22 protein-coding genes, 1 tRNA gene and 1 pseudogene are annotated in these 21,791 nt (G+C 59.0%); 20 read left to right on the top strand and 4 right to left on the bottom strand.

The annotated features are described in order from the left end of the window. Window positions 1–81: 81 nt before the first annotated feature. The 17 genes and pseudogenes from AC4HNJ_RS02050 (at window position 82) to metX (ending at window position 15,865) form a co-directional block, all read left to right on the top strand. Window positions 82–1,527 carry an efflux transporter outer membrane subunit gene (locus tag AC4HNJ_RS02050; protein WP_490477852.1) on the top strand — a complete coding sequence of 482 codons (1,446 nt, stop codon included), beginning with the start codon at window positions 82–84 and terminating at the stop codon, window positions 1,525–1,527. A 2-nt stretch (window positions 1,528–1,529) separates the two neighbouring features. Continuing rightward, on the top strand, window positions 1,530–2,717 hold the full coding sequence (locus AC4HNJ_RS02045) for an EmrA/EmrK family multidrug efflux transporter periplasmic adaptor subunit (RefSeq protein ID WP_490477851.1): 1,188 nt from the start codon (window positions 1,530–1,532) through the stop codon (window positions 2,715–2,717). A gap of 198 nt (window positions 2,718–2,915) precedes the next feature. Next, window positions 2,916–4,469, top strand: coding sequence for a DHA2 family efflux MFS transporter permease subunit (locus AC4HNJ_RS02040; protein WP_490477850.1), 1,554 nt, complete (start codon window positions 2,916–2,918; stop codon window positions 4,467–4,469). 104 nt (window positions 4,470–4,573) lie between these two features. After that, window positions 4,574–5,002: pseudogene (gene phaR, locus AC4HNJ_RS02035) on the top strand (polyhydroxyalkanoate synthesis repressor PhaR); the annotation flags it as partial. Window positions 5,003–5,138: 136 nt separating this feature from the next. Beyond that, window positions 5,139–5,900: an acetoacetyl-CoA reductase gene (gene phbB, locus AC4HNJ_RS02030; protein ID WP_490477849.1), complete on the top strand. Its 762-nt coding sequence runs from the start codon at window positions 5,139–5,141 to the stop codon at window positions 5,898–5,900. Window positions 5,901–6,081: 181 nt separating this feature from the next. Continuing rightward, window positions 6,082–7,452 carry an FAD-dependent oxidoreductase gene (locus AC4HNJ_RS02025; RefSeq protein ID WP_490477848.1) on the top strand — a complete coding sequence of 457 codons (1,371 nt, stop codon included), beginning with the start codon at window positions 6,082–6,084 and terminating at the stop codon, window positions 7,450–7,452. Further along, window positions 7,412–7,879, top strand: a complete 468-nt coding sequence (locus tag AC4HNJ_RS02020; RefSeq protein ID WP_490477847.1) for a DUF3293 domain-containing protein — start codon at window positions 7,412–7,414, stop codon at window positions 7,877–7,879. Before AC4HNJ_RS02025 ends, AC4HNJ_RS02020 begins: the two co-directional genes overlap by 41 nt. A gap of 20 nt (window positions 7,880–7,899) precedes the next feature. Then, window positions 7,900–8,535 (top strand): cytochrome c biogenesis heme-transporting ATPase CcmA, encoded by a 636-nt coding sequence (gene ccmA / locus AC4HNJ_RS02015; RefSeq protein WP_490477846.1) that lies wholly within the window; start codon window positions 7,900–7,902, stop codon window positions 8,533–8,535. Then, window positions 8,528–9,223 carry a heme exporter protein CcmB gene (ccmB, locus tag AC4HNJ_RS02010; RefSeq protein ID WP_490477845.1) on the top strand — a complete coding sequence of 232 codons (696 nt, stop codon included), beginning with the start codon at window positions 8,528–8,530 and terminating at the stop codon, window positions 9,221–9,223. Before ccmA ends, ccmB begins: the two co-directional genes overlap by 8 nt. Window position 9,224: 1 nt before the next feature. Continuing rightward, on the top strand, window positions 9,225–9,986 hold the full coding sequence (locus AC4HNJ_RS02005; protein ID WP_490477844.1) for a heme ABC transporter permease: 762 nt from the start codon (window positions 9,225–9,227) through the stop codon (window positions 9,984–9,986). After that, window positions 9,983–10,195, top strand: coding sequence for a heme exporter protein CcmD (gene ccmD / locus AC4HNJ_RS02000; protein ID WP_490477843.1), 213 nt, complete (start codon window positions 9,983–9,985; stop codon window positions 10,193–10,195). The genes AC4HNJ_RS02005 and ccmD overlap by 4 nt, the downstream gene beginning before the upstream one ends. A 20-nt stretch (window positions 10,196–10,215) precedes the next feature. After that, window positions 10,216–10,686 carry a cytochrome c maturation protein CcmE gene (ccmE, locus tag AC4HNJ_RS01995; RefSeq protein ID WP_490477842.1) on the top strand — a complete coding sequence of 157 codons (471 nt, stop codon included), beginning with the start codon at window positions 10,216–10,218 and terminating at the stop codon, window positions 10,684–10,686. Next, window positions 10,683–12,656 carry a heme lyase CcmF/NrfE family subunit gene (locus tag AC4HNJ_RS01990; RefSeq protein WP_490477841.1) on the top strand — a complete coding sequence of 658 codons (1,974 nt, stop codon included), beginning with the start codon at window positions 10,683–10,685 and terminating at the stop codon, window positions 12,654–12,656. The genes ccmE and AC4HNJ_RS01990 overlap by 4 nt, the downstream gene beginning before the upstream one ends. Beyond that, complete coding sequence (locus AC4HNJ_RS01985; protein ID WP_490477840.1) at window positions 12,653–13,195, top strand: DsbE family thiol:disulfide interchange protein; 543 nt, start codon at window positions 12,653–12,655, stop codon at window positions 13,193–13,195. Before AC4HNJ_RS01990 ends, AC4HNJ_RS01985 begins: the two co-directional genes overlap by 4 nt. Beyond that, window positions 13,192–13,635 carry a cytochrome c-type biogenesis protein gene (locus AC4HNJ_RS01980; RefSeq protein ID WP_490477839.1) on the top strand — a complete coding sequence of 148 codons (444 nt, stop codon included), beginning with the start codon at window positions 13,192–13,194 and terminating at the stop codon, window positions 13,633–13,635. The genes AC4HNJ_RS01985 and AC4HNJ_RS01980 overlap by 4 nt, the downstream gene beginning before the upstream one ends. Continuing rightward, on the top strand, window positions 13,632–14,696 hold the full coding sequence (locus tag AC4HNJ_RS01975) for a tetratricopeptide repeat protein (RefSeq protein ID WP_490477838.1): 1,065 nt from the start codon (window positions 13,632–13,634) through the stop codon (window positions 14,694–14,696). Before AC4HNJ_RS01980 ends, AC4HNJ_RS01975 begins: the two co-directional genes overlap by 4 nt. Before the next feature lie 17 nt (window positions 14,697–14,713). Next, window positions 14,714–15,865, top strand: coding sequence for a homoserine O-acetyltransferase MetX (metX, locus tag AC4HNJ_RS01970; RefSeq protein ID WP_490478088.1), 1,152 nt, complete (start codon window positions 14,714–14,716; stop codon window positions 15,863–15,865). 65 nt (window positions 15,866–15,930) lie between these two features. On the opposite strand, the gene AC4HNJ_RS01965 is transcribed toward metX, so the two are convergent. After that, the gene (locus AC4HNJ_RS01965; protein ID WP_490477837.1) at window positions 15,931–16,248 is read right to left on the bottom strand and encodes a hypothetical protein; all 318 of its coding nucleotides are present in this window, start codon (window positions 16,246–16,248) and stop codon (window positions 15,931–15,933) included. Window positions 16,249–16,371: 123 nt separating this feature from the next. On the opposite strand from AC4HNJ_RS01965, the gene AC4HNJ_RS01960 reads away from it, so the two are divergent. The 3 genes from AC4HNJ_RS01960 (at window position 16,372) to AC4HNJ_RS01950 (ending at window position 18,486) form a co-directional block, all read left to right on the top strand. Beyond that, the gene (locus tag AC4HNJ_RS01960) at window positions 16,372–16,953 is read left to right on the top strand and encodes a cysteine dioxygenase family protein (RefSeq protein ID WP_490478087.1); all 582 of its coding nucleotides are present in this window, start codon (window positions 16,372–16,374) and stop codon (window positions 16,951–16,953) included. Window positions 16,954–16,980: 27 nt separating this feature from the next. After that, window positions 16,981–17,066, top strand: a tRNA-Leu gene (locus tag AC4HNJ_RS01955). A 154-nt stretch (window positions 17,067–17,220) separates the two neighbouring features. Continuing rightward, window positions 17,221–18,486 (top strand): tyrosine-type recombinase/integrase, encoded by a 1,266-nt coding sequence (locus AC4HNJ_RS01950; RefSeq protein WP_490477836.1) that lies wholly within the window; start codon window positions 17,221–17,223, stop codon window positions 18,484–18,486. 637 nt (window positions 18,487–19,123) lie between these two features. On the opposite strand, the gene AC4HNJ_RS01945 is transcribed toward AC4HNJ_RS01950, so the two are convergent. Genes AC4HNJ_RS01945 through AC4HNJ_RS01935 form a run of 3 tightly spaced genes read right to left on the bottom strand, consistent with a single transcriptional unit; the run spans window position 19,124 to window position 21,571 of the window. Beyond that, window positions 19,124–20,104 carry a DUF3644 domain-containing protein gene (locus AC4HNJ_RS01945; protein ID WP_490477835.1) on the bottom strand — a complete coding sequence of 327 codons (981 nt, stop codon included), beginning with the start codon at window positions 20,102–20,104 and terminating at the stop codon, window positions 19,124–19,126. Window positions 20,105–20,120: 16 nt separating this feature from the next. Further along, a complete protein-coding gene (locus tag AC4HNJ_RS01940) occupies window positions 20,121–21,119 on the bottom strand; it encodes a hypothetical protein (protein ID WP_490477834.1) in 999 nt (332 codons plus the stop codon). Continuing rightward, window positions 21,116–21,571 carry a DUF6932 family protein gene (locus AC4HNJ_RS01935; protein WP_490477833.1) on the bottom strand — a complete coding sequence of 152 codons (456 nt, stop codon included), beginning with the start codon at window positions 21,569–21,571 and terminating at the stop codon, window positions 21,116–21,118. The genes AC4HNJ_RS01940 and AC4HNJ_RS01935 overlap by 4 nt, the downstream gene beginning before the upstream one ends. Window positions 21,572–21,791 lie beyond the last annotated feature (220 nt).

The raw sequence follows: 21,791 nt of genomic DNA, 5'->3' as shown, positions 1-21,791 counted from the left end.
GCGTCTCCTGTCCTTGAACGGCTTCGACCTCTAGCATGGATCGTTGTACTAGGTGTAGCCGGATGCACGATCCCGGCCAAAATGCAGCACCCTGTGCTGCGCGATGATGTGCCTCTTGCCGGATTGCCAACCAAGGTCGATGCAGGCTGGCCGGCTACGGACTGGTGGCGCGTATACCACGACCCGCAACTGGACCAGCTCATAGCACTGGCGATGAAACAATCGCCCGATCTCGTGCAAGCCCATGCGCGCGTACAAACCGCCGAGCAGTCTGTCCGTGTCGCGGCCGCGCAGGCCGGCCTGAACATCAACGGCGACGCCCAGTTCACTCGCCAGCGCATGAGCGACTATGGGCTTTTCCCTCCGTCCCTGCTCGGCTTCAACTGGTACAACCAGGCCGATCTGAGCGTGCAATTGCAATACGATTTCGACTGGTGGGGAAAGAAGCGGGCGTCGATCGAATCTGCGCTGGATCAAGCGCATGCTGCCGAAGCGCAACGAAGCGCCGCAGCACTGGCTCTGCAGAATGCAGTGGCTGATACCTATTTCGCGTGGCTGGCCGATGAGAGGCGTCTACAGATTGCCAAGCAATCCATCGCTGTGCAGCAACGCCTGCTACGCATTGCAGAACTTCGTGTGCAGCAAGGTGTAGACCTGCCCGACACCGTACAACAGGCTCGTGCGCAACTTGCCAGCGCGCAGCAGGTGCAAGCCACGCTGGAAGGTTCGATCCAACTACGCCGGGTCGTCCTGGCAGCATTGGCGAACGTATCGCCCGCGGATCTCCCCTCGCTACAGCCTCACGCATTACCTGCACTGGAAAGTGGCTTGCCGGAAGACGCACGTCTCGACTTGATCGCTCGCCGCCCGGATATCGCCGCCAGTCAATGGCAAGTGGAAGCAGCACTCAAGCAAACCGATGTGGCACGCGCCGACTACTTCCCTGACATAAGCATCAATGCCATGGCCGGGCTTTCCAGTACGAACCAGGGCGCTCCCAAAATTGCAGGCTTTTCGAGCGGCAGCACGGGCGATCTCGGTAACTTGTTCACCACGGGCGCACGCGTATTTGGCCTTACGCCGGCCGTGCATCTGCCGATTTTCGAAGGCGGTCGACTCAAGGCGAATTACGGCGCAAGCCGCGCGCAGCTCGATGCCGCCATTGCCGATTACAACGTGACGGTAACCGATGCTGCTCGTGAGGTCGCCACGCAAGTAGTCACGGCTGAGCAGATCGCCGCACGCCGTGCGAAACAAAAGATGCAGGTAGCCGCCGATCAAGCGCTACTTCGTACCGCACAAGCGCGCGCTGCGCACGGCACAAAGGACGCGCGCGAAAGCCTGAACGCCGAAGCACAACTGCTGCAACAACGCGACCAAGCCATCAGCCTGCATGCCCAAGCACTCAGCGCCGATCTGGCGCTGATCAAGGCGCTGGGCGGCGGCTATCGATCAGACATCCGCACCCAAGCAGCGCCAACGGCGATCGCTTCCCCTTCTCGCTCGAATTCTGCTGGAGCTCCTTGATCATGAGCGCTTCCGAGTCCACTCCCCCCAAGAACGCCAACGATAGCGGCCTTGCCGCAAAGGATCCTGCCAAGCGCAATCGCGCACTGTTGATTGTTGTCACCGTTTTCGTGATCGCCGGACTGGCCTGGCTTTTGCTGTGGTTCTTTGTGTTTTCCACGCGCGAAAGCACGGACAACGCGTACGTCGGCGGTAATCAGGTCGCGCTTTCCTCGCAAGTGCCCGGCACCGTGATAGCTATCCTTACCGACGATACGCAGCACGTTACGGCCGGGCAGGTGCTGGTGAGGTTAGATCCCACCGACGCGGATGTGCGTCTGCGCCAAACCACGAGCGCCCTCGCGCTGGCTGTGCGACAGGTACGCCAACAGAACGATTCGGTCAACGAGGCCGACGCTACGGTGGCCGCCCGGGAAGTTGACCTGCGCAAGGCAGAAGCCGATCTCAAACGCCATAGGCCACTTGTGGCAGCACAAGCTGAATCACCCGAAATCGTGCAGCATATGCGTGACAGCGTGGCGCAAGCGCAAGCAGCGCTGGAAGCAGCGAAGGCGCAAGCTCAGTCTGCGCGTGCGGCCGTGGAAGGCACCGATATTGCCAACAACCCCACCGTACTGCAGGCTCGCGCCAATTTCCGCTCCGCCTGGATTGCCGCGCAACGCAACACCATCGTCGCACCGGTGAGCGGTTACGTCGCACAGCGCAGCGTACAGCTCGGCGCCAGTATTGCCCCAGGTCAGCAGCTGATGACCATCGTGCCGCTACATGACTTGTGGATCGACGCGAACTTCAAGGAAAACCAGTTGCGCCATATTCGCATCGGCCAACCCGTAAAGATCACGACGGATCTGTACGGTGGCGGCGTGGAATTTCACGGCAAGGTCATTGGCCTTGGTGCCGGCACCGGCAGCGTGTTTTCGCTATTGCCTGCGCAAAACGCTACCGGCAACTGGATCAAGGTAGTGCAGCGCGTGCCGGTACGCATCGCACTGGATAACAAGGAACTCGACAAGCATCCGCTGCGCGTCGGCCTATCCGCCGATGTCACGGTGGACATCCGCAACGACAAGGGGGCGGCACTGGCCTCTTCGCCCGCTCAGCCGCCTGCGGAAACCTCGGTATACGACCAGGTGGCTGCCCAAGCCGACGCGGAAGCGGAAAAAATCATCCGCGCCAACCTTGGTCCTTGAGGCTCCTTCTCGAAAGTACCGGTATCGACTTAACTTCCGCAACGTCAATAGTTCCCGTGCCGACATGCCACGAAAGCAGGAATTCCATAGTGCTCCCGGTACCAGGGATCAGTTGGATGCTTCCCTGCTCCAAAACGGTTGCCTTCCTATGCATCCGTTTTCATGGGAGTGACGCAAGGGAAAAATCGCGAGGCCAGCATGGCTGCCACACCTGACAATGTCGCCCCGTTGAAACCGCTGCATGGCATGCCGCTGGTGCTGCTGACCATCGCGGTGGCGTTCAGCACCTTCATGGAAGTGCTGGACATGACCATCGTCAATGTGTCGGTGCCACACATTGCCGGCAGCCTGGCCGTAAGCCCCAATGAAGGTACCTGGGCGATCAGTTCCTATTCGCTGGCCAGCGCCATCATGCAGCCACTCACGGGCTGGATCGCGCGCCGCTTCGGCGAAGTGCGCACCTTCGTTATCTCAGTGCTGCTGTTCGTCACCTTCTCGATGTTCTGCGGCCTCTCCACCAGCATGCCGATGCTGGTATTCGGCCGCCTGATGCAGGGTGCAGGCTCCGGCCCAATGGTGGCGCTGTCGCTGACCCTGCTGCTCTCCAGCTACCCCAAAGAAAAGCAGGGCATCGCGCTAGCGATGTGGGCGATGACGGTAGTGATCGCGCCGATTTTCGGCCCCATCCTGGGTGGCTGGATTACCGACAATCTCTCCTGGCCATGGATTTTCTACATCAATCTACCTGTGGGCATCCTGGCTGCCATCATTACCTGGACCTTGCTGCACAAGCGCGAGACCCGCACGCTGAAGGCGCCTATCGACGTGGTCGGCCTGGTGCTGCTGGTCGCCGGCGTAGGCTGTCTGCAGTTCATGCTGGACAACGGTAATGATCACGACTGGTTTGCTTCGCCGCTGATCCTTACACTCGGACTGATCGCCCTGGTCTGCCTCACCTTCCTGGTGGTGTGGGAAATCCACGCCAAGCATCCGGTGATCGACCTTAGCCTGTTCAAGGAACGCAATTTCACGGTAGGCGTGATCAGCCTCTCGCTAGGCATGTTCGCCTTCTTCGGTATCAACGTAGTGTTCCCGCTATGGCTGCAGACCACACTCGATTACACCGCCACCTGGGCCGGCCTGGCTGCCGCACCGGTAGGCGTACTGGCGTTTCTGCTCTCGCCGATCGTCGGGCGCAACATGCAGAAGGTCGACCTGCGCCTGCTGGTGACCTTCGCGTTTATCGTGTTTGCAATCACCTCGTACTGGTTTTCCACCTTCGACAGCGCCGCATCCTTCGGCACACTGGTAGTGCCGCGCTTCGTGATGGGGCTGGCTATTCCCTGCTTTTTCATCCCGCTCAACCAGATCTACCTGTCTGGCCTGCCCGCCTCAGAGATCGCCAGCGCCTCAGGACTTTCCAACTTCTTCCGCACGCTGGGTTCCAGCGTCTCCACCGCAGTGATGGTCACGATGTGGCAACACCGCGGCATTTCCCACCATGCCACCCTTACCGAATACATAAACCGAGCTCAGCCGGGCACCGAACACTATATCCAGCAGCTTTCGCACCTGGGCTTGGGCGCTACCCAGCGCTTGGGCTACATCAATCAGATCATCAACCGGGAGGGATACACGCTGGCTGTCAACGACGTCTTCTACGCCTGCGCCATCCTGTTTGTGATGTTGATTCCCGTGCTGTGGTTCTCGCGCCCGCCATTCGGTAGCGCCAGCGGTGCTGCAGGGCATTGACGGATGCTTCGTTGCCCAATCCTGGTATTGCTGCACCCTCCAGTGCAGCATAAAAACTGAATAGCGACTGGTGCGGCGCAATACCTTCTGCTAGTTTGTGTCGCATGGCACAACCTATCCGCATCATCAAGAAGTACCCGAATCGCCGACTCTACGATACGGAGATCTCCAGCTACATCACGCTGGAAGAGGTCCGTCAGCTGGTACTGGACGGCGAACGCTTCGAGGTCCGCGACGCCAAGTCGGGCGAGGACCTGACCCGCTCCGTGCTGCTCCAGATCATCTCCGAGCACGAGGAGAAAGGGCAGCCGATGCTCTCGCCCCAGCTGCTGAGCCAGATCATCCGTTTCTACGGCGACTCCCTGCAGGGATTCATGGGGCCGTATCTGGAGCGCAGTCTGCAGGTGTTTCTCGACCAGCAGCAGCAGTTCCGCAATCAGCTCAACAGCCTGATGGGGCAGACCCCATGGTCGCTGCTGAACGAGTTGACGGAACGCAATCTGGACGCCTGGAAAAACATGCAGCGCGGCTTCCTGGATGCCGCCACGCAGGCAACTCCGGCATCCGGCCAGCCTGGCCGTACCACCAAGAAACCCTGATCACTCAGGTCGTGCCGGCGCTGCGGCACAACACGTGCTGCCGCGCGGCATACGCAGATGAGTAGATGTGATGACTTCATCGACGTTCGGCTCGCGTGTCGCCGTGGTGACTGGCGGCATCGGCGGCATTGGCACCGAAATATGCATACGGCTCGCTGAAGCCGGCAGAACCGTAGTGGCCGTCGATCTTGCAACACGCAGCGACCGCATCGAATCCTTCAAACAACACACCGCCTCTTGCAACGGCGCCATTCGTTTCGAACCCTGCGACGTCAGCGATTTCAAGGCATGCGGCGGCCTGATCGACCATGTCGAACGCAACATCGGGCAAATCGACATTCTGGTCAATGCAGCCGGTATCACGCGCGACACCAGTCTGCGCAAGATGGACCCGCAGCAATGGCATGACCTGATGCGCGTAAACCTGGACGGTGTGTTCAACACATGCCGACATGTGGTCGAAGGCATGACTGCACGCAACTTCGGACGCATCGTCAATCTGAGTTCGGTCAATGGCCAGACCGGCCAGTTTGGACAGACCAACTACTCCGCGTCCAAGGCAGGTGTGCATGGTTTCAGCATGGCATTGGCACGTGAAACTGCACGCAAAGGCGTCACCGTGAATACGGTTTCGCCCGGCTATTGCGATACCCCCATGGTGGCCGCCGTGCCGCAGGAGATTCGCGAGCAGATCGTGGCGGACATCCCGGTCGGGCGACTTGGCACGCCGGCAGATATCGCTCGCGCAGTGATCTTTCTTACTGCCGATGACGCAGGCTATATCACTGGCGCGAATCTGCCGGTGAACGGCGGCTATTTCATGAGCTTCTGAGGAAACCAACGCTTCATTGTTTTTCGCAATCAGCCATCTTCCACATGCCAGAGTGACGCGCTGAACCCCGTCAGCACCATGATCCGGCTGAACAGCTCGAAAAATAGGGCTCACGCGCCGCACCCTTGCAGTAAACGCCCACTTGCGGAACAGTGATGTGCTTCCTTCCATGGAATGCAGCATGGCTCGGCAAGCAGTCACTCTGATCGGCGGTGGTTTAGTAGGCGCCCTACTCGCTCAACTTCTGGCCAAACGGGGTTTTGCGGTCGACCTTTTCGAAAAGCGGCCTGATCCTCGTCGCGCCGGATTCGTCGGTGGACGCTCGATCAATCTGGCGCTTGCCGAACGCGGACTGCAGGCACTACGCGGCGCAGGTCTTGAAGAAGATGTGCTGGAGCGCGCCGTCATGATGCGCGGTCGCATGGTGCATCCACTGCAGGGCGGCTCCAGCTTGCAGCGCTATGGGGTCGATGATAGTGAGGTGATCTGGTCCGTTTCGCGAGGCGGCCTCAACATACTGTTGCTGGATGCCGCCGAAGCGGCCGGGGTGACGCTGCACTTCGGCCAGGAGCTGGAATCCGTCGACTTCGATGCCGGACAGATCATCTTGGCCGATACCGCGGGCACGCGCCGCCGCCACCCTATGTCCGTGTTGATTGGTGCAGACGGCGCAGGCTCGGCGCTACGCGCCGCCATGGACGCGCATTCGCCGCTGGGCATCCGTGTAGAACCACTCGGCCACGGCTACAAGGAATTGGAAATTCCACCCGGCACAGGCGCGCAACGCTTTGCGATCGAACCGCACGCGCTCCATATCTGGCCACGCGGTGGCTACATGTGCATTGCCCTGCCCAACACAGAAGGCAGCTTCACGGCAACGCTTTTTCTTCCGGCGCACGGCCCGCATCCAAGCTTTGACTCGCTGCCCGACGCTGCCGCAGCTCGTGCGTTTTTCGAACAGGATTTCCCGGACCTATTACCTCTGATTCCACGTTTTGCCGAGGATTACGACGGCCATCCCGTCGGCAGTCTGTCCACGCTTTATCTCGACCGCTGGCACCTGGGCGGTAAAGCACTGCTCATCGGCGATGCCGCGCATGCGATCGTGCCGTTTCACGGCCAGGGCATGAATTGCGGTTTCGAAGACACCATCGTGTTGGCTGATCTCCTGGCCGAAGCAGGCTCCGACACAGGTGACGCCTTCGCTGAATTTCAGCGCATCCGCAAGCCCAATGCCGACGCCATTGCGGCCATGGCGGTTGAAAACTACATCGAGATGCGCGACTCGGTGGCCGACCCGCACTATCTCGCCAAGCGCGCCCTCGGCGCTCGCTTGGCCGAACAGGCGCCCCATCACTTCATGGCGCGCTATCGCATGGTCACGTTTACGCACCTGCCCTACGCTTACGCCTACGAACGCGGCCGCGCACAGGATCTGTTGCTTGAGCAATTGCTGCGCGGCATCGCCGATCCCGACGATGTGCCGCTGGACGCGGCGCTGGCTACGCTGCATGCCACCCTTCCGCCACTTCCGCCCTTGCGCCATGGATAACGGGCTGATCGCCGCTTACCGCAGCACTGACTACCGGGTGCGACTTCCGCAGGGAGGCTGGGCCTCCATCCAGGTCGATGCATCCGTGCCCTCGCCTTTGCATGCCTTGATCGGTGGAAACAGCTGGGCCTTCATCACCGCCTGGAATCCTTTTTCGCAACCGCAGACGCGCCAGCAGAACCGTGTTGCGCAGCAAAGCCTCCTTGCCGCATTACGGACGCTGGCCAGCATCATGACCCTTCGACCGGCCATCGGCGTTGGCAAGGATTGGCGGGAACCCAGTTTCTTCGTCGTGGGTCCTACCCTCGCCGAGATGGATTCCCTGGCACAGCAATTCCACCAAAACGCCTATGTGCACGGCCTTGCCAAGGGTTACGCCCGTCTGCGCTTGACCAGTGACCAGCCACCGCGTGGACAAGCCGGATAAGCACCACCCACAATGCGTCGATGACCACTGCCGATCTGACCACACCTCTTCTTGAAGCACGCGCACTTGGCTTCCATCGCCAGGACGAACCCGTCTTCGGTCCGCTCGACTTCAGTCTCTCCGCGGGCGAACTGATGCTGATCGAGGGCGATAACGGCAGCGGAAAAACCACCCTAATGCGCATCCTCACCGGTTTGCTGCGCCCAGAGGAAGGCGAGCTGCGGTGGCGTGGCGAGCCGCTGACCTGGGATCGCTGCAGCGGCGAGGTCGTTTTCCTGGGACACCAGCTCGGTTTGAAGGCGGAATTGAGTCCGCGTGAGAACCTGATGTTTACCATCGGCTTGTTCGGTCACCGCAACCATAGCCGTATCGATGACGCACTCACTCAGGTTGGGTTGAGCGGATATGAAGATGAGCCAGTACGCAAGCTTTCGGCAGGCCAGAAAAAGCGTGTGGCGCTCGCTCGCCTGCTTCTGATACCCGCTACGTTATGGCTGCTGGATGAACCTTACGCCAATCTGGATCGCACCGGCATCGAGCTGGTCAATGCCTTGCTGGAAGCCCATGTTGCGCATGGCGGTGCCGCGTTGGTTACCAGTCACGGTGCCGTGCAATTTCATGGCGGTGAGCCGCAGCGGATCCGTCTGCATGGCTGACGCATTGCGCCCTGGCTTGGGGCACGCCTGCATGGCTGTATTGCGTCGCGATCTGGTTCTCGCATGGCGGCAGCGCGGCGACATGGTACTGCCGGTGTTGTACGCCCTGATCGTCACCTCGCTGTTTCCGTTCGCACTGGGGCCCGAAAGTACGCTATTGCAACGCATTGCCGGAGGCATCGTGTTGGTCACCGTGTTGCTGGCCATGCTGCTGGCGCTGGATGCCATGTTCCGCAGCGACATCGAAGACGGGTCGCTCGAACAGCTGATGCTTGCGCCGCAACCGCTCGCGCTGATGCTCGGCATGAAGATCCTCGCGCATTGGCTGGCCACGGCGCTGCCTCTGATCGTCATCGCGCCGCTGCTTGCCGGCATGCTGCATCTACCTACTTCGGTGATACCGGTGCTGCTGCTGGCGCTATTCCTTGCGACACCGCTGCTCAGTTTGCTGGGCGGCATCCTGGTGGCGCTGACGGCCGGCACGCGGCGCTCTGGTATGCTGCTTGCCTTGATGCTGCTGCCACTCTGCGTACCGGTGGTGATCTTCGCCGCTGGGGCGCTGGCAGCCGCCCAGGAAGGATTGCCGTGGATCGCCCCCATCATCTGGCTGGGTGCGGCACTCGTTCTGGCCGTGGTGCTCGCCCCATTGGCTTGCGCCGCCGCACTTCGCATAGCGCTGGATTCGTAGCATGTCTACTCATTGGATCCCTCTGTGGTTGCACAAGCTGAGCTCGCCGCCGGTGTTCTACCGCTTTGCCGGAACGATCCGACCTTGGGCGATAGCCTTGGCGCTGGTGCTCGGCATCGTTGCGCTGTATGGCGGTTTGGTACTGGCGCCGCCGGATTACCAGCAGGGCGATGACTACCGCATCATCTTCATCCACGTGCCCAGCGCCTGGATGAGTCTGTTCATTTATGGGGTGATGGGCCTCGCCGCCTTCATTGCGCTGGTATGGCGCATCAAGCTTGCGGAGGTGGTGGCGATGGCTTCTGCGCCGATCGGCGCCTCATTCACCTTCATCACGCTCGTGACCGGTTCGCTTTGGGGCGAGCGGATGTGGGGCACCTGGTGGACCTGGGATGCCCGGCTTACCTCCGAACTCGTGCTGCTGTTTCTGTACCTTGGCGTGATCGCGCTCTATCACTCGTTCGAAGATCGCCGCCAGGGTGCGCGTACGGCGGCATTTTTGGCGCTGATCGGCATCGTCAACGTACCGATCGTGCATTTCTCGGTGAACTGGTGGAACACGCTGCACCAAGGCTCCACTATCCGCCTGTTTGGCCCCTCGACCATTGCACCCTCGATGATCTGGCCGCTGCTCACCATGATGATCGCCACGAAGTGCTACTACATCGCCAGCCTGTGCAGCCGCACGCGCGCCGACTTGCTGGCGTTGGAAAGCGGCAAAGACTGGGTGCGCCAAATGGCCGAAAGCGAGGCGCGCGCATGAACCCCACTTCCTTGCACGCCTTCTTCGCGATGGGCGGTTACGCGGCCTATGTCTGGCCTGCTTATGCAGTCTTTTTCATCGTGTTGCTGATCGATTGGCTGGCACCGGCATTCCGCCGCCGCCGCGTGTTGCGCGAGATACGCGCACGCCTGGCACGACAACACGCACGCAAGGATCGCGCAAATCGACACACCATCGCCCCCACCTGAGTACGGCAGCGAGTCCTATCATGAATCCAACGCGCCAACGCAGGCTTACCATCGTCATCGCCGTGCTTGTCGCGGTGATCGTGGCAGCTGCCCTGGTGGTCTATGCACTGCAGCAGAACATGAACTACCTGTTCACGCCCAGCCAGGTACAGGCGGGTGAAGCTACGCATTACAAAACATTCCGACTCGGCGGCATGGTGCAGGCCGGATCGATTCAACGCAGCAACGATTCGTTGAAAGTCACCTTCACGGTGATCGACGCCGGAGGCGCCATGCCAGTGGAGTACACCGGCATCTTGCCCGATCTGTTTCGCGAGAACCAATCCGTGATTGCAACAGGTCATATGGATGGCGCCCGTTTCATCGCCACGGAAGTGCTCGCCAAGCACGACGAGACCTATATGCCGAAAGAGCTCAAAGACGCGATGGCCAAGGCACATGCCGGCAAGCACATCGATGAAGCCGCCAACCAGGACAAACAGCAGCTATGACTCCCGAACTCGGCCAACTCGCCCTGATCCTGGCTTTGCTGCTGGCGCTGGCACAAAGCGTGTTGCCGCTGATCGGCGCATGGCGCGGCAACCGCGCACTGATGGCTGTCGCGCGCCCAGCCGCGAGCGGACAGGCGGTATTCGTTGCGCTAGCGTTTGCGATCCTGGTGTGGGCGTTCCTGCATTTCGATTTCTCGGTGCAATACGTCGCCGACAATTCAAACCTGCAATTGCCATGGTATTACCGCATCACCGCGGTATGGGGCGCGCATGAAGGCTCGATGTTGCTGTGGGTATTGATCCTCAATGTGTGGACCATTGCGCTGGCACTCTTCAGTCGCCAGCTGCCTGAAGCATTTCTTGCACGCGTGCTCGGCGTGCTCGGCATCGTTTCGGTGGGTTTTCTCAGTTTCATTCTGTTTACTTCCAATCCTTTCGGGCGCCTGCTGCCGATGCCCGCCGACGGCGCAGATCTGAATCCGGTGCTGCAAGATCCCGGCATGACCTTCCATCCGCCCGTGCTGTACATGGGCTATGTGGGTTTCTCGGTCGCTTTCGCATTCTCTATTGCTGCCTTGCTCGGCGGCTCAATGGAGCAGGCCTGGGTACGCTGGGCTCGCCCATGGACCAACGCCGCATGGGCTTTCCTGTCTTGTGGAATCGTCGCAGGCAGTTGGTGGGCCTATTCAGAATTGGGCTGGGGCGGATGGTGGTTCTGGGATCCCGTGGAAAATGCCAGCTTCATGCCCTGGCTGGTGGGCGTCGCACTGATCCATGCGCAAGCGGTCACGGAAAAACGCGGATCACTGCGTGCATGGACCATTCTGCTGTCGTTGTTTGCGTTTTCCTTATCGCTGCTGGGTACCTTCCTGGTGCGTTCAGGCATCCTCACCTCGGTCCACGCGTTTGCCTCAGATCCTCGCCGCGGCACGTTCATCCTCTGCTTCCTCGCCGTCGTAGTCGGTGGCTCGCTGCTGCTCTATGCATTGCGCGCACCAAAGGTCGCCGGCGGCAAGGCCTTTGCGCTGATCTCGCGGGAAAGCGCCATCCTGATCGGCAACCTCATGTTCACCGTGGCTGCGGCCATGGTGATGCTGGGCACGCTGTTTCCGCTGATCGGCGATGCATTGAATCTGGGCAAGATCTCGGTAGGGCCACCCTACTTCGGCCTGCTGTTTCCCCTGCTGATGCTGCCAGTCGTCTTGCTGCTGCCCTTCGGACCGTACTTGCGTTGGGGCAAAAGCGATACGCCGATCCTGAAACAAGTGCTTGCACGCGCAGGCATCGCTGCTGTGGCTTGCGCGGTGATCGCGGCGTTTTTCGTGCAAGGTCAGCTCAAAGCGATTGCCGGTGTCGCCGGCGCAGTGTGGGTGGCCGTAGGTGTCGTGCTCTACCTTCTGAAACGCTGGCGCGAGATGCCGCGTGGGCGCCGTTACCCAGCTGAAATGACGGGTATGCTGCTTGCTCACTTCGGCGTGGCGATTTTCCTGATCGGCGTGCTGCTCTCCGAATCGCTCAGCGTCACGCGCGATGTACGTCTTTCGCCTGGACAGGTGACGACAGTCGGCGGCTACGAATTTCGCTTCGACGGCGTCACCGAGGCTACCGGTCCAAACTGGGTAGCCGAACAAGGGGTGGTGACGGTAACGCGACATGGCGCACCGGTCGCCGTGATGCATCCGCAGAAACGGACATATTCGCATGAGCAAGTGCAGACTGAATCCGCCGTCGATCCGGGCATCACTCGCGATCTTTACGTGGCATTGGGCGAGCCCATGGATCCCAACCACGTCGAGGGTGCCTGGGCTCTGCGTCTGTACACCAAGCCGTTTGTCCGCTGGATCTGGATCGGCGGCCTTTTCATGATGCTTGGTGGTTTTGTCAGCGCGGCGGATCGACGCTTCCGCGTAAAGCGTGAAGCGAAAGCTACGCAAGCAGTGGCCGGTGTGCTGCAGGAGTCACGTGCATGAGCCGGCTAGTACCGTTCCTCGGCTTTCTGCTTCTCGCTACCTTGCTTGGTTTCGGCATCTGGTGGAACAACTCGCACGATCCTACCGCCGTCCCTTCGCCACTTATCAATAAACCGGCACCGGCCTTCGTGCTCCCCAAACTGGATGACCCCACGCAAACGGTGAGCAAGGCATCGTTGTTGGGCAAGCCCTATCTCTTGAACGTTTTCGCCAGCTGGTGCTTCGCCTGCGGCGAAGAACACCCTGTGCTCATGGCCGAAGCGAAAGACTTCGGCATTCCGCTGGTCGGTTACGACTACAAAGATGCTCCCAATGATGCCAAGGCGTGGCTTGCGCAGCATGGCAATCCTTATGACACAGTTATCGCGGATACGTCGGGACACACGGCCATCGATTTCGGTGTCTACGGCGCACCGGAAACGTTCCTGATCGATGGCAAAGGTGTGATTCGCTACAAACGCATCGGCCCATTGACGCCGGATGTGATCGAACGGCAGCTGAAACCCGCCATCCAAGCCCTGCAAAAGGAAGCACCATGAGCGGCTGGTTGCGTGTGCCGTTGCTGGCGATGCTGCTGGCCCTCACGTCACTGGCTGCGGCGCAAGCGATCGATCCGTTGCCATTTCGAGATCACGCCGAAGAATTACGTTTTCAGCACCTGACCAGCGAGTTGCGTTGCCTCGTCTGTCAGGATGAAGACTTGGCAGACTCCAATGCTCAATTCGCGCATGACCTGCGCCACAAAGTGTTCGAGCTGATGCAAGAAGGCAAGAGCGACGCACAGATCAAGCAATATCTGGTGGATCGCTATTCCGATTTTGTGCTTTACGATCCGCCGGTGAATGCACGCACCTGGTTGCTCTGGTTCGGCCCCTTGCTGATCCTGATCGCCGGCGCCGGCGTCGTCATTCACACCATACGCAAACGCAGCCGCGCCGGAACATCCGCGGAATCCATCGACAGTGGGGACGAGTGGTGAAATCGCTTTTCTTTATCGCCGCCGCAGTGATGATCGCTGTGGCGCTGGGACTGCTGTTAATTCCGCTGCTGCGGCACGGGCGTCGATCGGGCCATCCTCGCGGCATATTCGTCTTGATGCTGTTTATTGCCCTGGCTATTCCGGCAGCTACCGCATTGCTGTATCTCAAAGTCGGTACACCCACCACACTCAATGGCGTGCCGACGCAGGCACAAACCGCCATGGATGTCGGCAAGGCGCTGAACGAGTTGCGGGCGCACCTGGCCAGCCATCCTAACGATGCGCAAGGCTGGATGCTGTTGGGCCAGGCCATGCTTGAAATGCAGCAACCGGACCAGGCACGCGACGCATTCGATCATGTGTTGAAGCTGACGCCGAACGACACATCCGCCATGGTCGGCTGGGCACAGGCCGATTCAACGGCGCGCCCTGATCATCGTATCCAGGGGCGGGCGCGCGACCTGCTGCAGCAAGCCGTGAAGCTGGAGCCCGACAATCAACGTGCTCTATGGCTGCTCGGCATCAGCGATTTTCAGGCGGGAAACTACACAGAGGCAGCCAGCACCTGGCGCACCTTGCAGCCCATGTTGCAACCCGGCTCCAACGTCGCACAAGCCGTTGCGCAACAAATTGCCCTGGCAGATGCACGTGCAGGACAGCCCCCCGCCAGCGCGGCCAGCGCGCAACAGCCACCTTCTTCCGACGCAGGCCAGTCGGCTGCCTTGCGGGTAAAGGTCTCGCTCGCTCCCGCACTTAAGTCAAAGCTCACGCACGGCGATACGCTGTTCGTCTATGCGCGCGCAGAGAACGGGCCGCCCATGCCATTGGCCGTGGCGAAGCTGGATGCCAGCCACCTGCCCGCCACGGTGACACTGACCGATGCAATGAGCATGCTGCCATCCATGAACTTGTCATCAGCAACGAAAGTGTTTGTCGGCGCACGCATCAGCCACAGCGGCCAGGCCATGGCCCAGGCTGGAGACCTCGAAGGCAATGGAGGCATGGTGGATGTCCATAGCAAGGCGCCGATCAACATCGTGATCGATAAAGTGCATGATTAGCAGCTCGCAATCGTTGCATCGATACGTTTTCAAACCATGAATCTGCATCTCACGAAGGATCGGTCATGAGCGACGCCCGCCGCTATTTCGCCCTGCCGTCCCCCTTCGCGATGAAGCGTGGCGGCACGTTGGAAGCTGCGCATATCGCCTACGAAACCTGGGGAACACTGAATGCCGCACGCGACAATGCCGTGCTGATTCTCACAGGACTGTCCCCCAGTGCGCATGCGGCTTCCCATGCGGAAGACCCTTCACATGGCTGGTGGGAAGACATGCTCGGCCCCGGAAGGGCCATCGACAGCGACCGCTGGTTCGTGATCTGCGTGAATTCGCTAGGCAGCGATAAAGGCTCCACGTGTCCTGCCTCCGTTAATCCAGCCACCGGTGAAGCGTATCGTCTCAGCTTTCCGGACCTCTCCCTCGAAGACGTCGCCAATGCGGCACACGCGTTGGTAGCAAGCATGGACATCGACAAACTCGCCTGCTTGATTGGCTGTTCCATGGGTGGCATGAGCGCACTGGCGTATATGCTGCTTCATCCGCACAGCGTGCGTGCACATATCAGTGTGGATACTGCTCCCCAAGCGCAGCCGTTTGCCATCGCCATCCGCTCACTGCAGCGCGAAGCCATCCGCCTCGATCCGAACTGGAACGAAGGCCGCTACGACGATGAGCATTATCCCGATATCGGCATGAGCATCGCGCGCAAGCTCGGCGTAATCACGTATCGTTCTGCCATGGAGTGGAACGGACGCTTCGCGCGAATCCGGCTCGATTCGGAACAACGCGAGGATCAGCCGTTCGGCTTCGAGTTCCAGGTGGAATCTTATCTGGAAGGCCATGCACGGCGTTTTGTGCGGACTTTCGATCCCAACAGCTATTTGTACCTTTCGCGCGCCAGCGATTGGTTCGACGTCTCCGAATACGGAGACGGCAATATCATGGAAGGCTTGAAGCGCATTCGCATCGAGCGTGCCTTGGTGATCGGCGTCAGCACCGATATCTTGTTTCCGCTGGAACAACAGGAACAGATTGCAGAAGGACTGCAAGCAGCCGGGGCCACCGTCGACTTCGTCGCGCTGGACTCCCCACAGGGACACGACGCTTTTCTGGTCGACATCGAGAACTACAGCAAAGCGATCGGCGGATTTCTCGCCAAGCTTCCCTAGGGCGTGTCACCCTATTCGCGTAGCCCTACCTGCAAAGCAAGAACCCAGACAAGCCACGCGATTGCTTACAACGCCATGGATTCGAACTGCGCGAACATCGTCGCCGCTTCGGGCAGTTCCCGCAGCGGCACGTAGTCGCAGGTACTCGCAAAACGCTCCCATAGCTCCGCCACGCGCGAGCTATTGTGCGCAGCCTCGATGCCCCCGTCCCTCCATTCGAACATTTCGACGATGATGCCGTCCTTGGCGCGCATGGCCTGCGCGGGACGCTCGGTAACCAGGCCCAGCGTCCGCAAGCAAGGCACATGCTCGCGCACCAGCGACTCCAACTCGACTTCGCGCCCCGGCTTGGGCCGGTAAGCTACAATCACCATCGCTCCCATGGACGCCCCCTTTTGGGCCTATTTAGGCGTAGATCGCCCAAAGGCTAGCAGAGAAGCTTCATTCAGGCTTCAGCGGGCTTTATCTGCAAGGCTGTCCGCATCCCCAGATTGACCGAGATCATCATGCTCACCACGGAATTTCCCGGCTGTCAGAAACTGATCCATACCATCGACGACGCCGTCGCCAAGGGTTCCACACCGGCGATCACCGACAGCCTGCGCAATAGCCTCTGCAAACTGATCCAAAGCAAGGAAATCGTGCTCCCCGAGTGCGTGTTCGAGACCGCCGAGGACCGCTACGCCCGTCGCGAGCTTTACCATAGCGACGATTATGGTTATTGCGTGGTCGCCATGACCTGGGGCCCCGGTCAGGGCACCCCTATTCATGATCACTGCGGCATGTGGTGCGTGGAAGGCGTCTGGAGCGGCGCGTTGGAGGTCGTACAGTACGAACGTCTTCCGGCCAACGGCGACGTGTACCGGTTCCAGCCGGTCGGCTCGATCCAGGCTGGCCCGGGTTCGGCTGGCAGCCTGATTCCTCCGCACGAATATCACACCATCCGCAACCCGAGCGACGATACCGTTGCCGTAAGCCTGCACATCTATTCCGGCAACATGACCCACTGCGCGGTCTTCCAGCCCAAGGAAGGCGAACAGTGCTACGAGCGCTACGACCGCAAACTGAGTCTCGACCCGGTGCATTGAATCCTGCATAATAGGCGTTCGTTTCGGGCCGGTGTGGCGGAATGGTAGACGCGGTGGACTCAAAATCCACTGGCAGCGATGTCGTGTAGGTTCGAGTCCTATCACCGGTACCAATAGCGAGTTTCAAGCGGTGGCAATAAAACTCAAGTAAGACGATCAGCCCGCATAACAGCGGGCTTTTTCATGCCTGAAGTGTTGCAAGCGGTCTCATGAGATCGCAGCAAAGCTGATGGTATGTGTTGGTACTTTTGATGGTATCTGTGTAGGATGCCTCCGCAGCAACTTGCGAAGTACCAACACATGCTCACAGACGCAGCCATTCGGAAGGCAACGCCGCATCACTCTCCTCGCAAGTTGACGGACAGCGGCGGCATGTTCCTGCTAATCAATCCTGACGGTCGTCGATACTGGCGAATGAATTACCGCTTCGACGGTAAGCAAAAGACGTTGGCGCTCGGCGTATATCCCACAGTCACCCTAGCGGATGCACGGCAGCGGCGCGAAGACGCACGCAAACTACTGGCAAACGGGGTTGATCCTGGCGACGTTCGCAAAGCGGCGAAGATGTCCAAGGTGGAAGAAGCCGCCACAGCGATGGAAACATTCGAGAAAGTGGCTCGTGACTGGATGGCGTGGCGTGATGCGCGGGGCGAGACCGCCGAGACAACCGCTAACAAAGACCGATGGCGGCTAGAGTCTTACCTATTCCCATTCATTGGCACCCGACCAATCACTGAGATAACTGCGCTGGAACTTCGGGATGTCCTGAAGAAGGCCGAAGAAGCTGGCAAACGAGAGACAGCGAGCCGAGTAAAGATCACTGCCGGACAGGTATTCCGATGGGCTGTGCTGGAAGGTCGAGCGCACAGCGACATCACCAGCAGTCTCCGGGGGTTGTTCACCACCCCAAAACCAACACATCGCGCAGCTCTCACTGATCCAAAGCAAATTGGCGAACTACTGCGCTCATTTGATGTCTTCACGGGCCAGTTCACCACTCAATGCGCCCTAAAGCTGGCCCCACTGGTCTTCGTGCGCCCCGGCGAGCTGCGTAAAGCGGAGTGGTCAGAGTTCGACCTGGACGAAGCAATCTGGCGAATTCCAGGGGAACGCATGAAGATGAAAGCGCCCCACATCGTCCCATTGTCAACGCAAGCCATAGCTGTGCTGCGGGAACTCTTTCCGTTGACCGGCACAGGCCGTTATGTCTTTCCAAGCGTTCGCACAGCCAGCCGCCCGATGTCTGAGAACACCATCAATGTCGCTCTCCGTCGCCTCGGCTATGGAAAGGAAGAAATGACAGGCCACGGCTTCCGAAGCATGGCTGCGTCACGTCTCAATGAGATGGGCTGGAACTCTGATGCCATCGAGCGGCAACTAGCACACGCCGAATCGAACAAGGTCCGAGCCGCCTATACCCATGCAGCGCAATACCTGGATGAACGCAGGCGCATGATGCAGGCGTGGGCCGACCACCTGGACGGACTGAAGCACGGTGCCAGCGTCGTCCCCTTCAAGCGGAAGGCCGGATAGACCAGCTGCTTTCGTGCGCGTCTGTCCTTATCTGTAGTTTTCGCCTGCTCCCCCTTGGAAAGCCTTGGGGCTTCTCATGACTGCTAAAGGAAACCAAGCATGATCCTCATTCGAATGGAAGAACTCGCATCGACCTTTGCAAAACCCGCTCCGCTGATCGTGCGCTGCTAGATACGTTCGCTATAGTTGCTGTGGTCTTCGTGCGGGTCTCTGGGTGCCACTAGGGCAACGGGGGGAGTAAAAAGATCGACCTAGAAGCAAAGCGGCCCAGACCGTCTCACACAAGGTCAGCGGGTATAACCACGAACATCGGGGAAGAGAAAGCCATCCCGTTAGAAGCGCCCCCCGTTGAGCCCCGGCGAGACTAATAAAACCTGCAAACCTAGGAGCAAAGACGCTCAGGCCGTCTTGCAAGGGGTCAATTGATATAACCGCCAACATCGGAGAAAAGAGACGTGCTGTCCCCTTTTATCATTAGATGGCACGCCTTGCCGCGCGGACCGAAGGTTTCCTCCAGTCTAAATTGGAAGCGGAGGTCTGCTGGCGTGGTCTTCCGGCGGCAACCCCTCTCCAAGACGAAAAAGGCCGCCCCCCGACGCCTGTACTTCTTGACTGGTAGGAACGCCGAGGAGGGTCGTCACCGGTATTTGTTGCCTGCCTCACGACAAAGCTCGATGCACCGATCCACCCAATTCTGGTACCAGTACCAGACGCCCTGAACGTCCACGCCATATCCTTTTGCGGGATTCTTCGCATCTTCGGATTGCCACATGCGCGTATGTGCGCCGAAAACGTTGAAACTCTTGAATCCGGCCTTTTTGATGGCAGAGACGACATCCTTAGCACGGTATTTCGTGCGCTCCACTTCCTTCTTGATCCAATACTCTTTGTCGATTTCCTTTGCCAGCTCTGACGAAGGATCGATAAATTCGATCACGCGGTCCGCTTGCCCGGACCTGTTCACAAGCTTCCGAGTGAAGATCAAGCGGTACGAGTAACGTGGGTTGTTGTATGCGTCCTGCCCGATCCCTTCATCAAAGGTTTCGACGTATCGGCGGAGTGGCTGCGCGATGATCGGCACTGACTTAGTGCCCCCTGATTGCTCTGGCGACAAATCAGCGAACTGGATGCTGAAGGCAAGAATGCTGTCCAACCCATGCATATTGCCGAACAGCTGCTTTAGGTAGTGATTGTAGTTCAGCGCGCATGCCTGATAACGGCCACTAAGCCACGCATCGAGCGCCTGTGTCATTTGGTGCTCAATTTCATGTCGAAGGCCAATCAAAAAGACTAGGTTGTTTTTCGTGTCTGTATCTATTGGACATTCACTTACCCGAAGGCATGTTCCAAGCTCCCAGTATCGGAACTGGCCCTGTTTGGTCCTTTCGAACTTCCGTCGTTTGCCGGCCTTTTGGCAATAGCGGTAATCAATTCCTTTGGTGCGGTAGTGAGCATGGAGCAGGTAAGTCCACGCGATGATCATCAGGACGATGAAGGTCTCAGACTTGAACGTAACGTGGGGGTCATTGAACGTTCGAATGGCGCATAACGCCGCTTCACGCGATTTCGCAATAAGCTCAGACTTTACCGATCCAATTGTTCGATTTCGCTTTGCCATCGGACTTCATTCAAGCCTACGCGAAAAGTCCCGGGTCTTCCGGCGCGCCCGTGTCATTGAGGACGCTCACTCGAACAACGCGCAACATGCGAGGGAATCCGCCAGATGCTTGTTCGCCAAATCCAAAAACCTCGACATGGCGCCCGGCCAACTTTTCGAGATTAACCATTGCGTCCGATGACAATTGGCACCGAATGGAAGCGTTCGGATCGAGAGCAAGGCGGCGTAGCTCAAAGCGACGGAAGTCAAGATCAAGCTCACGAACGTCGCCACGAATGGAGAACTGCGTTGGACCAGCTTTTCTATCCTGCCTAAGCTGGCTCCGAAGCTCTTTGCGCAACTTTGGCGTTAGAGGCGAACCAACTTCACTTCGCCTCTCGTCAGAGGAAGCGATGGTCACGCGTGCAATACCGGACTTGGTTGTGGGTGCGAGCCGTGCGACTGCGACCAACGCAGCATCGCGAACCTTCGCGTCCGGGATTTCCTCGCGAGCTTCGAGCGAGTCCTCGTCTAGAATTTTGCTAATAACTCGAATAGATCGCATTGCCTCACGGGTCGCGCGGAGGATCGGGTCGTCCGCGCCGAGCATGTACTGTTGTCCATCATGTCTTTCCGGCGCTTCCGCTTTAATACCGATATACAGGCTTCCCGGAGCAAGTGCAGAAAGCGAGAGTTCTACGTCATGATCGGAAAGATTTACATTGTCGCCTAGCTGCGCAACTGCCTTAGCAACACTAAAGACCTGCTGCCGAATGTTCGAGAAAACCGCCTCAATTAACTTGAGCTTCGGAGTGTGATCACGTAGCGCCGGCCCCTCTAAGTGGAAAACGAGGTCAGACTCGTCCATTGCCTTGGCAAGCGGAAATTCCGTTTCGTAAAGTTCATCGACCTTTCGGTACAGCTCGCGACAAAGCGCGTCGGCGTCAACTCCAGAACGCTGGGCAAGACGGCGAGCATTCTCGATTTGGGCGAGAAGGATATGAGCCTTCGAATGGACCTCTCTAACCCAGGTCATGGCTGAATCCTCAAGATACCTTTGCGCGTGTCAGGCGGCAGCTGTCGTTGCTGTAGTTCCTCCACTCTGACGTACTGGAAGAATTGCCTGAGGTCTCTATCGGCTTCCGGATGGTAAAACCAGAAATCAACCTTGTAAGTATGTTTGATATCTGCCTGTTGAAACGTGAAGAGCGTTAGCGCGACACCAATCTGCCGCTGGTTGGCGTTTGTCAGATCGAGCACGAAGTCGATGTCACCCGGCAAATCTTTGGCAGTCGTATAGCTGCCGTCCACGAAATACGGAAGGTTGAGACCGTGTTCGTCACGAAGCCAGGTCAGGAACTCCCGGAACTTGCCCAGCAGCCCGGTTCTATGGTCATTCCCGCAGAAGGCACCTTCAACCTCTTCGAGGTCACAATCGAATTCGCCCACTGGCAGGTATCCGTCCTCCGTCAGTGCAGGAATTGGCATCCTGCCTCCCCCTCTTAAGCCCCCAATCTAGAAGTTAAGCAATTTGGGCTCCCGAACGCAACCCGACGAGTTGGCCAGCCTGCGCTTGTGCTGTCGCATCAGCTGCGACCGGCTATTGACCTTTGGAGTAGAGCCCACCCCAGCCCGGACCTAGTCGCGTAAAACGCGAAGCTCAGAAGAAATCAAGCCACCAGGATGCCAACCGCCTCCCGGGACTTCA

It is taken from the genome of Dyella sp. SYSU CM1112 (assembly GCF_058216415.1).
The sequence above is the reverse complement of the archived record's forward strand: the minus strand, read 5'-3'. Positions and strand labels throughout refer to the sequence as shown.

Coding starts and splice junctions, on each gene's coding strand:
- AC4HNJ_RS02025 (WP_490477848.1), top strand. CDS start 6,082: ATGGCTCGGCAAGCAGTCACTCTGATCGGCGGTGGTTTAGTAGGCGCC.
- AC4HNJ_RS02045 (WP_490477851.1), top strand. CDS start 1,530: ATGAGCGCTTCCGAGTCCACTCCCCCCAAGAACGCCAACGATAGCGGC.
- AC4HNJ_RS01985 (WP_490477840.1), top strand. CDS start 12,653: ATGAGCCGGCTAGTACCGTTCCTCGGCTTTCTGCTTCTCGCTACCTTG.
- ccmE (WP_490477842.1), top strand. CDS start 10,216: ATGAATCCAACGCGCCAACGCAGGCTTACCATCGTCATCGCCGTGCTT.
- AC4HNJ_RS02020 (WP_490477847.1), top strand. CDS start 7,412: ATGCCACCCTTCCGCCACTTCCGCCCTTGCGCCATGGATAACGGGCTG.
- AC4HNJ_RS01935 (WP_490477833.1), bottom strand. CDS start 21,571: ATGCCAATTCCTGCACTGACGGAGGACGGATACCTGCCAGTGGGCGAA.
- AC4HNJ_RS01990 (WP_490477841.1), top strand. CDS start 10,683: ATGACTCCCGAACTCGGCCAACTCGCCCTGATCCTGGCTTTGCTGCTG.
- AC4HNJ_RS01945 (WP_490477835.1), bottom strand. CDS start 20,104: ATGGCAAAGCGAAATCGAACAATTGGATCGGTAAAGTCTGAGCTTATT.
- AC4HNJ_RS01965 (WP_490477837.1), bottom strand. CDS start 16,248: ATGGGAGCGATGGTGATTGTAGCTTACCGGCCCAAGCCGGGGCGCGAA.
- AC4HNJ_RS02040 (WP_490477850.1), top strand. CDS start 2,916: ATGGCTGCCACACCTGACAATGTCGCCCCGTTGAAACCGCTGCATGGC.
- phbB (WP_490477849.1), top strand. CDS start 5,139: ATGACTTCATCGACGTTCGGCTCGCGTGTCGCCGTGGTGACTGGCGGC.
- AC4HNJ_RS02050 (WP_490477852.1), top strand. CDS start 82: ATGCAGCACCCTGTGCTGCGCGATGATGTGCCTCTTGCCGGATTGCCA.
- AC4HNJ_RS01980 (WP_490477839.1), top strand. CDS start 13,192: ATGAGCGGCTGGTTGCGTGTGCCGTTGCTGGCGATGCTGCTGGCCCTC.
- AC4HNJ_RS02005 (WP_490477844.1), top strand. CDS start 9,225: ATGTCTACTCATTGGATCCCTCTGTGGTTGCACAAGCTGAGCTCGCCG.
- ccmB (WP_490477845.1), top strand. CDS start 8,528: ATGGCTGACGCATTGCGCCCTGGCTTGGGGCACGCCTGCATGGCTGTA.
- AC4HNJ_RS01950 (WP_490477836.1), top strand. CDS start 17,221: ATGCCTCCGCAGCAACTTGCGAAGTACCAACACATGCTCACAGACGCA.
- AC4HNJ_RS01940 (WP_490477834.1), bottom strand. CDS start 21,119: ATGACCTGGGTTAGAGAGGTCCATTCGAAGGCTCATATCCTTCTCGCC.
- ccmA (WP_490477846.1), top strand. CDS start 7,900: ATGACCACTGCCGATCTGACCACACCTCTTCTTGAAGCACGCGCACTT.
- ccmD (WP_490477843.1), top strand. CDS start 9,983: ATGAACCCCACTTCCTTGCACGCCTTCTTCGCGATGGGCGGTTACGCG.
- AC4HNJ_RS01960 (WP_490478087.1), top strand. CDS start 16,372: ATGCTCACCACGGAATTTCCCGGCTGTCAGAAACTGATCCATACCATC.